Genomic DNA, 9,005 nt, shown 5'->3' with positions numbered 1-9,005 from the left:
CGGGGGCGTCGTCGGAAGATGCACCGGGGGACCCGCCAGCCGCGCCCGCAGCGGCGTGCCGGGGCGCCTGGGCCGGCGTTTCGGACGCATGCGCGCGGGCGTCGTTCGGGTCGCGGGGCGGTTGGGTGTCGCCGCGGCTGTCGGCCATCGCTGGTGTTCTCCTTCTGCGCCCTGGTAGATTGGCCGGCAGGGACCGCTTGTCCAGCCAGCGCGCGACGCCGGCCGGTCCCGGATGGGCGAAACAACCGAATAGGCGGGCACGTGAGCGGCCAAGACCAAGACCAGGACCAGGCGTTCATCGAGCAGGCGATCGAGCTCGCCCGGCGCGCGATCGACGAGCAGGCGGGCGGGCCGTTCGGCGCCGTCATCGTGCTGAACGGCCGGGCGATCGGTCAGGGGAACAACCGGGTGCTGGGCACCTGCGACCCGACCGCCCATGCGGAGGTGGTCGCGATCCGGCAGGCCTGCCGCGAAACCGGCCAGTTCCACCTGCCCGAGGCGACCCTGTACACCAGCTGCGAACCCTGCCCGATGTGCCTGTTCGCGACCCACTGGGCGCGCATTCCCCGGATCGTATTCGCCGCGAACCGCGAAGACGCCGCCGAGATCGGCTTTTCCGACGCCGAGCAGTACCAGTACCTGCGGATGCCGGTGAGCGCGTTCGACATGCATCAAATCGCCCGCGACGCCGCCCGCCAGGCGATGCGCGACTGGGCCGCCAGCGCGGGCAGCCGGCTGTACTAGAGCAAGATCAAGGCCGACTCGACCTTCATCGATCTTGCCCTAACGGCGGAGGTCGGCCTTGGTGCGTGCCCGGCCATCGAAGCCCCGCGGCAGCTTGCGCGTGGCCGCGAGGGCGCTTTCACAAAACTGAAAGCTGGGCTTAATCACCCTGTCATCGCTCGGATGTTGGACCCACGGGTGACCGCACGGGGTCACCAAAGATGCTCCGTGCGCGCCCGCCGCCGGTCTCTATCGAGCCTTTCCATGCCCCGGCGGCGGCCCGGCTGAGCCACAGCAACGAGGGGAGACTAATGGCGATGACCATTTCCAAGCTGGCCAAGGCGTGCGTCGCCACCGCCGCGCTGATCGCCGGCGCGGGCGTGAGCGCGCAGACCGCTACCGCCCAGAACACCGACTGCGACCACCGCGGCAAGCTTGCCGAGCGCTACTGCGACATGAACCGCGACATGGTCGCGGACCTGCCGCTCGATCAGGACGAGTGGGTCAACCCGGATACGCTGATCTTCTCCTATGTTCCGGTCGAGGATCCGGCGATCTATAAGGACACCTTCGCGCCGTTCATGCAGCACCTCGAGCAGGTCACCGGCAAGAACGTGCGCTTCTTCTCCGCGCAGTCCTACGCCGCGCAGATCGAGGCGCTGCGTTCCGGCCGCCTGCATGTCGCCGGCCTGTCGACCGGCTCGACGCCGTTCGGCGTCAACATCGCCGGCTTCAATCCGTTCGCCATCATGGGCACGGATGAGGGCGAGTACGGCTACAAGATGCAGGTGATCACACCGGCCGACAGCAACATCAAAAGCATCCAGGACCTCAAGGGCAAGACGGTCGCCCACACCGAGCAGGCCTCGAACTCCGGCAACCAGGCGCCGCGCGCGCTGCTGGAGAGCCAGTTCGGCATCGTGCCCGGCAAGGACTACGAGGTCGTCTACTCCGGCGGCCACGACCGCAGCATCCTGGGCGTGGCGAACGGCGACTACGCCGCCGCCCCGGTCGCGTCCTCGGTGCTCGACCGGATGGCCGAGCGTGGCGCCGTGGACATGGACAATATCCGCGTCATCCACGAAAGCCGGTCGTTCCCGACCACCAGCTTCGGCCACGCGCACAACCTGCATCCGCGCCTGGCCCTGCTGATCCAGAAGGCGTTCTATACCTTCGAGTTCGAGGGGACGTCGCTGGGCAAGGAGTTCACCGACGTCGACCGGTTCCTCCCGATCACCTACAAGAACGAATGGCAGGTCATCCGCACCATCCAGGAGCAGAACGACGTCAAGTACACGCAGGAGAACATCAGCGGCTAACCGACCGCTGAGGCGCGTTCTCAAGCGTGCTGGCGACGACAGCCCGGCCCCGGCGACGGCTTCCCGTCCGTCGGGGCCGGGCCCTTTCCCGATACAACGAGATCGATCAAGGTCGCGGACGGCCTGGTTTCGATATCGCGCCGATGCCCACCCCTCGCCGTTAAAGTGACCCAAGCTGTGCCCATGCTACAGGTCGACAAGCTGACCAAGACCTACCCGACCGGCCAAAAGGCGCTCGACGCCTGCTCGCTGAAGGTCGAGAAGAGCCAGGTGGTGGCCGTGATCGGTCCCTCCGGCGCCGGCAAGTCGAGCTTCATCCGCTGCATCAACCGCCTGGTCGAGCCGACCGAGGGCCAGATCTGGCTGGACGGCAGCGAGGTGACCGCGCTCGCCCCCGACCAGATGGCCAAGATGCGCCGGCACATGGGCATGATCTTCCAGGAGTACAACCTGGTCGAGCGGCTGACGGTGATGGAGAACGTGCTGTCCGGCCGGCTCGGCTTCGTGTCGTTCTGGCAGGCGTTCCTGCGCAAGTTTCCCCAGGCCGACATCGACCGCGCCTTCGACCTGTTGGAGCGCGTCGGGCTTGCCGGCTACGAGAACAACCGCGCCGACGCGCTGTCCGGCGGGCAGCGCCAGCGCGTCGGCATCGCCCGCGCGCTGATCCAGGAACCCAAGATCCTGCTGGTCGACGAGCCGACCTCCTCGCTCGACCCCAAGACGGCGCGCACCATCATGGGCCTGATCGCCGAGCTGGCGCGCGAACGCGGGCTGCCCGCCCTGATCAACATCCACGACGTGGGCCTGGCGCTGATGTTCGCCGAGCGCGTGGTCGGCCTGTCCGAAGGCCGGATCGTGTTCGATGGCGCCCCCGACGAGGTCGACGAGCAGATCCTGACCCGGATCTTCGGCGAGGCCGACTGGCGCCAGACCATCCGCCACGCCGCCGAGGACGCCGAAGCGCTGGAGCGCCGGCGCGCCGCCGCGCCCGACGGCGGCGACGGTGCCGAGCCCGCCTGGCAGAGCGGAGCCGCGCGATGAGCGCCACCGACGGGTCGCAGGCCGCCAGTGCGTCCACGCGCGGGCGCAGCTGGCGCAAGCCGCCGATGATCGCCAACCCGGTGCTGCGCTACGGCCTGCTGGTGCTGCTGGCGGCCTATCTGGTCTACGCCGTCGACGACGTGAACTTCGACCTGGCCCGCTTCATCGCCGGCATCCCCAAGGCGATCGACATGGCCCAGCAGATGGTGCCGCCGGACTTCTCCAGGTGGCAGTTGCTGCTCGACGGCGTGCTGGAAAGCCTGCAGATGGCGATCTTCGCCACCGCCATCGGCGTCGTGATCTCGATCCCGATCGCCGTCTGCGCGGCGCGCAACATGGTGCCCAAGCCGGTCTACCTCGCCGCGCGCGGCTACCTCGGCGTGGTGCGCACGCTGCCCGAGGTGCTGATCGCGATCTTCCTGGTGAAGGCGTTCGGCTTCGGCGCGTTCGCCGGCATGCTGACCCTGACGATCGCCTCCACCGGGTTCGTCGGCAAGCTGCTGGCCGAGGACATCGAGGACCTCGACCCCGGCCAGGTCGAGGCGATCCGGGCGACCGGGGGCAACTGGCTGAAGGTGCTGCTGTTCGGCGTCGCGCCGCAGACCCTGCCGCGCTACATCGGGCTGTGCATCTACCGGCTGGACATCAACCTGCGCGAATCGACGATCCTGGGGATCGTCGGCGCGGGCGGCATCGGCGCCACGCTGTACAACTCGTTCGGCCGCTACGAGTACGACTTCTCGTTCGCCATTCTGCTGTCGATCATCGCCATCGTGCTGGTCGCGGAGTGGGCGAGCGGCGCGATCCGGGCACGCATCACATGACCGGCGATCCCTCCATGGCGGACGGCATCTACACGCCCACCGGCCGGCGGATCTGGCGCCGGCGCAGCCGGCCGGAGACGCTGCGCCGGTTCGGACTGTGGCTGATCGGCGTGATGATCGTGGTCTGGGCGATCACCGGGCTCAACGTGCACTGGCCGTTCGTGCTCGACGCGCCGCAGCAGGTGGCCGACCTCGCGGGGCGGATGATGCCGCCGGCCTGGTCGTTCACCGGCGAGATCGTCGCGCCGATGATCGAGACCATCAACATCGCCACGCTGGGCACGATCCTGGCGTGCGTGCTGTCGATCCCGGTCGCCCTGCTGGCCGCCCAGAACACCACGCTCAACCGGACCACGCTGTGGATCGCCCGGGTGATCGTGGTGACCTCGCGCTCGATCAACGAACTGGTCTGGGCGATCATCTTCGCCGCGATCTTCGGCCCCGGCCCGCTCGCCGGCGTGATCGCGATCGGCATCCGCTCGATCGGCTTCACCGCCAAGCTGATCGCCGAAGGCATCGAGGAGATCGACCGCGGCCAGGTCGAGGCGATCGCGGCGACCGGCGCCAGCCGCGCCAAGGTGATCGCCTACGGCATCCTGCCGCAGATCATGCCGACCATCGTGGGGGTCGTGACCTTCCGCTGGGACATCAACATCCGCCAGTCCAGCGTGATCGGCCTGGTCGGCGCCGGCGGCATCGGGATCACGCTGAACAGCGCGATGAACCTGTTCAACTGGCCCCAGGTGACGATCATCCTGATCGCCATCTTCATCGTCGTGATGGCGAGCGAATGGGTCTCGAACCTGCTGCGCAAGCAGTTCACGTGAGGGGGGGTGTAACGGGGTTCCCCGTTACACCCGAAAGCTTCACGCTGAGTAGGCCGGCGCCAACCGGCCGTGTCGAAGCACCCCAAACGGGCATTCGTGCTGCGGGCAACCTCCTCTCCCTAGCCCTCTCCTCCCATTGGAGGAGAGGGGATAAGACCGGCATGCCGAGCGCGAATACCCCCTACTCGAACGTCTCCAGCTCGTCGATGAACCGTTCGATCAGCCCCAGGCCCTGGTGCCAGAAGGTGGGGTCGCTGGCGTCCAGGCCGAACGGGGCGAGCAGGTCGCGGTGGCGCTTGGTGCCGCCGGCCTGCAGCATTTCCAGGTACTTGTCGGCGAAATCGCCCTGCGCGTTCTCGTACACCGCGTACAGGCTGTTCACCAGGCAGTCGCCGAAGGCGTAGGCGTAGACGTAGAACGGCACGTGGATGAAGTGCGGGATGTAGCACCAGAAGTACTGGTACTCATCGTCGAACTCGAACACCTCGCCCAGCGCCTCGCGCTGCGTCTCCAGCCAGATCTGGCCCAGCCGCTCGGGCAAGAGCTCGCCCGCCTTGCGCTCGTCGTGGACGCGGCGCTCGAACTCGTGGAAGGCGATCTGCCGGACCACGGTGTTCAGCATGTCCTCCACCTTGGCGGCCAGCATCACCTTGCGGCGCTTGGGGTCGGTCTCGTGGCGCAGCATCCGCTGGAAGGTCAGCATCTCGCCGAACACGCTCGCGGTCTCCGCGAGGGTGAGCGGGGTGTCCGCCATCAGGTGGCCCTGGTGGCCGGCCAGCACCTGGTGCACGCCGTGGCCCAGCTCGTGGGCGAGCGTCATCACGTCGCGCGTGCGCCCCTGGTAGTTCAGCAGCACATAGGGGTGCGCGCTCGGCACGGTCGGGTGGGAGAACGCGCCCGGCGCCTTGCCCGCGCGGGTCGGCGCGTCGATCCAGTTGCGGTCGAAGAAGCGCTGCCCGACCTCCGCCAGGGTGGGCGAGAATTCGGCGTAGGCGTTCAGCACGGTTTCGCGCGCGGCAGGCCAGGGCACCACCTTGTCGTCGTCTTCCGGCAGCGGTGCGTTGCGGTCCCAGTAGGGCAGCGTGTCCTTGCCCATCCAGCTCGCCTTCAGCCGGTAGTAGCGGTGCGAGAGCTTGGGATAGCTCTCGCGCACCGCGCCGACCAGCGCGTCGACCACCTCGTCCTCGACGAAGTTCGCCAGGTTGCGCGAGGACACCGGCCGGGCGAAGCCGCGCCAGCTGTCCTCGGTCTGCTTGTCCTTGGCGAGTGTGTTGGTGATCAGGGAGAAGGTGCGCACGTGCGCGCCCAGCGTGCCGCCGAAGGTCTTGGCGGCGGCCTCGCGGGTCGCCGCGTCGTGACTGGTCAGCTTGTTGAGCACCTCCGAGGAGGTCAGGTCTTCCCCGTTCAGCGGAAAGCGCAGCGCGGCCATCGTCTCGTCGAACAGGCGCACCCAGGCCGACCGGCCGGAGACGTGCTTCTCGTGCAGCATGCGCTCCAGCTCGTCGGACAGCTGGTGCGGCCGGAAGGCGCGCACGTCGCGCAGCCACGGACGGTAGGCGGCGAGCTTCCGGCTCGCCAGCTTGGCCTCCAGCGCATCCTCGGGAATGTTGTTCAGCTCGAGCGTGAAGAACACCAGGTCGGTCGAAATCGCGGTCACCGACTCCTGCATGCCCTGATAGAACTTGCCGACTTCCGGGTTCGACATGTCGCCGGAGTAGACCAGTTGGGCATAGCTCATCAGCCGGCCCAGCACTTCCTCGATCGCCTCGTAGCGCTCGATCGCGACCGCCAGGCTATCGCCGTCCAGGCCCGCGAGCCGGCCCTCGTAATCCTCGCGCAGCTGGCGCGCCTGCTGGCGGGCGCGCTCCAGGTCCTGGGTCAGTTCGCGCGACTGCGTGCCGGGATAGAGATCGTTCAGGTTCCACTCCGGCAGCGGACCCAGGTCGTCCTGGCCGGCCGCCCCACCGTGCCGGTCGGCGTCGGGGGCGCGCCCACCGGACACCATCCGGGGATCGGCGCGGCTGCGGCTGAGGCGCGTCGAAGCGGCGAAATCGGGCATGCGTATCCTCCTTGATCCCCGAGCGATATAAGGGGACATAGGGAGCAAGGAAAGACCGGAAACCGGGGGCACGGCGGCTTTGCCCCACCCCGGCAATCCCGGCGCCCGACCGCACGATAAACGTGCCCGGCTTTGAGGGAGGCGACATGGCGCTGGCGACCACGGCCCGGCGGGAGGCCGAAGGCCCGGATTTTCCGCACGGCGACTACGACCGCTGGCACAGCATCCCGCAGGCGTTTTTCGAGGTCGCCGAGCGCGCGCCCGACGCCCCGCAGCTGTGGGCCAAGCGCGACGGCGCCTGGCAGCCCCTGAGCCGGGCGGAGGTCGCCCAGCGGGTGCGCGCGCTCGCCCGCGGGCTGCGCCGCCTGGGCCTAAAGCCAGGCGAGCGGGTCGTGCTGGTGGCTGAGAACCGGCCGGAATTCGTGATCGCGGACCTGGCGGTGATGACCGCCGGCGGGATCACCGTACCGGCCTACACCACCAACACCGAAGCCGACCACCTGCACGTCCTGGAGGACAGCGGGGCCAGCCTGGTGATCGTCTCGACCGAGCAGCTGGCGCGCGTCCTGCTGGCGGCGGCGAGCCGCGCCACCCACTGCCGCGCGGCGATCCAAATGGAGGGCGACCTGCCGGCTCAGCAGCCGGCCGATCTGGCGGTGCATCCCTGGACGGCCGCGATGCAGGCGCCCGACGCGGACGACGGCTTCGACCCCGACGCGGCGGCGCAGGCGCTCAAGCGCGGCGACACCGCCTGCTTCATCTACACCAGCGGCACCGGCGGGGCGCCCAAGGGGGTGGTGCTTTCGCACGGCAACGTGCTGTCGAACTGCAAGATGGCCTACCACCTGCTGGCCTCGTTCGGGCTGGGCGACGAGGTGTTCCTGTCGTTCCTGCCGCTGTCGCACTCCTACGAGCACACCGCCGGGCAGTGCTTCCCGCTCACGATCGGCGCGCAGATCTATTACTCGCGCGGGGTCGAGCATCTGGCGGGCGAGCTGCAGGAGGTGCGGCCGACGGTGATGACGGCGGTGCCGCGGCTCTACGAATCGTTCCGCCAGCGCATCCTGCGCGGCATCGAGAAGGCGCCCGCGGCCCGGCGCAAGCTGTTCCATCGGACGCTCGAGCTGGGCCGCAGGCGCTACCACGACCCGGGCTCGCTCGGCCTTGGCGCACGGCTGCAGGACGCCGTCCTGGACCGGCTGGTGCGCGGCAAGGTCGCGCAGCGCTTCGGCGGCCGGCTGAAGGGCATGGTCTCCGGCGGGGCGGCGCTGGATCCCGAGGTCGGGATCTTCTTCAACGCGCTCGGCATCCGGGTGCTGCAGGGCTACGGCCAGACCGAGACCTCGCCGGTGGTCGCCTGCAACCCGCCGGACAAGTGCAAGCTGCACACCGTCGGTCCGCCGCTGCCCGATGTGAAGGTCCGGATCGCGGAGGACGGCGAGCTGCTGGTCGCCGGGCCGAACGTGATGCAGGGCTACTGGCAGCTGCCCGAGCAGACCGCGGCCACGATCAAGGACGGCTGGCTCTACACCGGCGACCTGGCGGTCATCGACGACGACGGCTACGTCCAAATCACCGACCGCAAGAAGGACATCGTCGTGCTGTCCGGCGGCGACACGCTGTCGCCGGCCCGGGTCGAGGGCTTCCTGATCCGCCAGCCGGAGATCGCCCAGGCGATGGTCTACGGCGACAAGCGCCCGCACCTGGTGGCGATCGTGGTGCCCGACACGGAATGGCTCGCCGAGTGGGCGGGGCGCCACGGCAAGGCGGGCACGGACGGCCGGGACCCGGAGCGCCTGCTCGCCGAGCTGGCCGACGACGCCGACCTGCGCGCCGAACTCGACAAGGTGATCCAGCGCGCCGGCCAGGATCTCTCCCAGCCCGAAAAAGTCCGCCGCTTCACGATCGCGCCGGGCGCCTTCACGATCGACAACGACATGCTGACCCCGACCCTCAAGGTCCGCCGCCACAAAGTGAAAGAAGCCTACCAGGACCGCCTGGAGGCGCTGTACGGCCGGTAAGGCGTATCTCGGCGTGCGCGAACTTGCGCGCAACAATATTGCGTACGCTCGTGGTGTCGGGACGTTTCGGCACGGTGTGCCCGGGAGCTCGCGCACAACTCGTTGCTTTCTCGACATCGTGAGCGCGCGCTGAGTTGTCGCCGGGGGTGGGGCGGCGGTATTTTACGGTGAGTGGTGGGTGTTCGCGGCGA

General features: G+C 68.8%; 7 protein-coding genes. 6 read left to right on the top strand and 1 reads right to left on the bottom strand.

Annotation, left to right across the window (positions count from 1 at the left end):
- Positions 1-261 precede the first annotated feature (261 nt).
- The 5 genes from CKO28_RS17025 to phnE (CKO28_RS17005) all read left to right on the top strand — a co-directional run bounded on the left by CKO28_RS17025 (position 262) and on the right by phnE (CKO28_RS17005) (position 4,734).
- Entirely contained in the window at positions 262-744 is a 483-nt protein-coding gene (locus CKO28_RS17025; protein WP_338050160.1) for a nucleoside deaminase, read from the top strand.
- Between the two features lie 296 nt (positions 745-1,040).
- Positions 1,041-2,042 carry a phosphate/phosphite/phosphonate ABC transporter substrate-binding protein gene (phnD, locus tag CKO28_RS17020; RefSeq protein WP_242480620.1) on the top strand — a complete coding sequence of 334 codons (1,002 nt, stop codon included), beginning with the start codon at positions 1,041-1,043 and terminating at the stop codon, positions 2,040-2,042.
- Between the two features lie 183 nt (positions 2,043-2,225).
- Positions 2,226-3,083 carry a phosphonate ABC transporter ATP-binding protein gene (gene phnC, locus CKO28_RS17015; RefSeq protein WP_200342004.1) on the top strand — a complete coding sequence of 286 codons (858 nt, stop codon included), beginning with the start codon at positions 2,226-2,228 and terminating at the stop codon, positions 3,081-3,083.
- A complete protein-coding gene (phnE, locus tag CKO28_RS17010; RefSeq protein ID WP_200342003.1) occupies positions 3,080-3,907 on the top strand; it encodes a phosphonate ABC transporter, permease protein PhnE in 828 nt (275 codons plus the stop codon). The genes phnC and phnE (CKO28_RS17010) overlap by 4 nt, the downstream gene beginning before the upstream one ends.
- A complete protein-coding gene (gene phnE, locus CKO28_RS17005; RefSeq protein WP_242480619.1) occupies positions 3,904-4,734 on the top strand; it encodes a phosphonate ABC transporter, permease protein PhnE in 831 nt (276 codons plus the stop codon). Before phnE (CKO28_RS17010) ends, phnE (CKO28_RS17005) begins: the two co-directional genes overlap by 4 nt.
- A 181-nt stretch (positions 4,735-4,915) precedes the next feature.
- On the opposite strand, the gene CKO28_RS17000 is transcribed toward phnE (CKO28_RS17005), so the two are convergent.
- Complete coding sequence (locus CKO28_RS17000; protein WP_200342008.1) at positions 4,916-6,739, bottom strand: M3 family oligoendopeptidase; 1,824 nt, start codon at positions 6,737-6,739, stop codon at positions 4,916-4,918.
- A 200-nt stretch (positions 6,740-6,939) separates the two neighbouring features.
- On the opposite strand from CKO28_RS17000, the gene CKO28_RS16995 reads away from it, so the two are divergent.
- Positions 6,940-8,814 (top strand): AMP-dependent synthetase/ligase, encoded by a 1,875-nt coding sequence (locus CKO28_RS16995; RefSeq protein WP_200342002.1) that lies wholly within the window; start codon positions 6,940-6,942, stop codon positions 8,812-8,814.
- The last annotated feature ends 191 nt before the right edge of the window (positions 8,815-9,005 follow it).

The sequence above is a fragment of the Rhodovibrio sodomensis genome (genome assembly GCF_016583645.1).
GTDB classification, from domain to species: Bacteria; Pseudomonadota; Alphaproteobacteria; order Kiloniellales; family Rhodovibrionaceae; genus Rhodovibrio; species Rhodovibrio sodomensis.
Note: the sequence above shows the minus strand (reverse complement) of the source record. Positions and strands in the feature narration are given on the sequence as shown.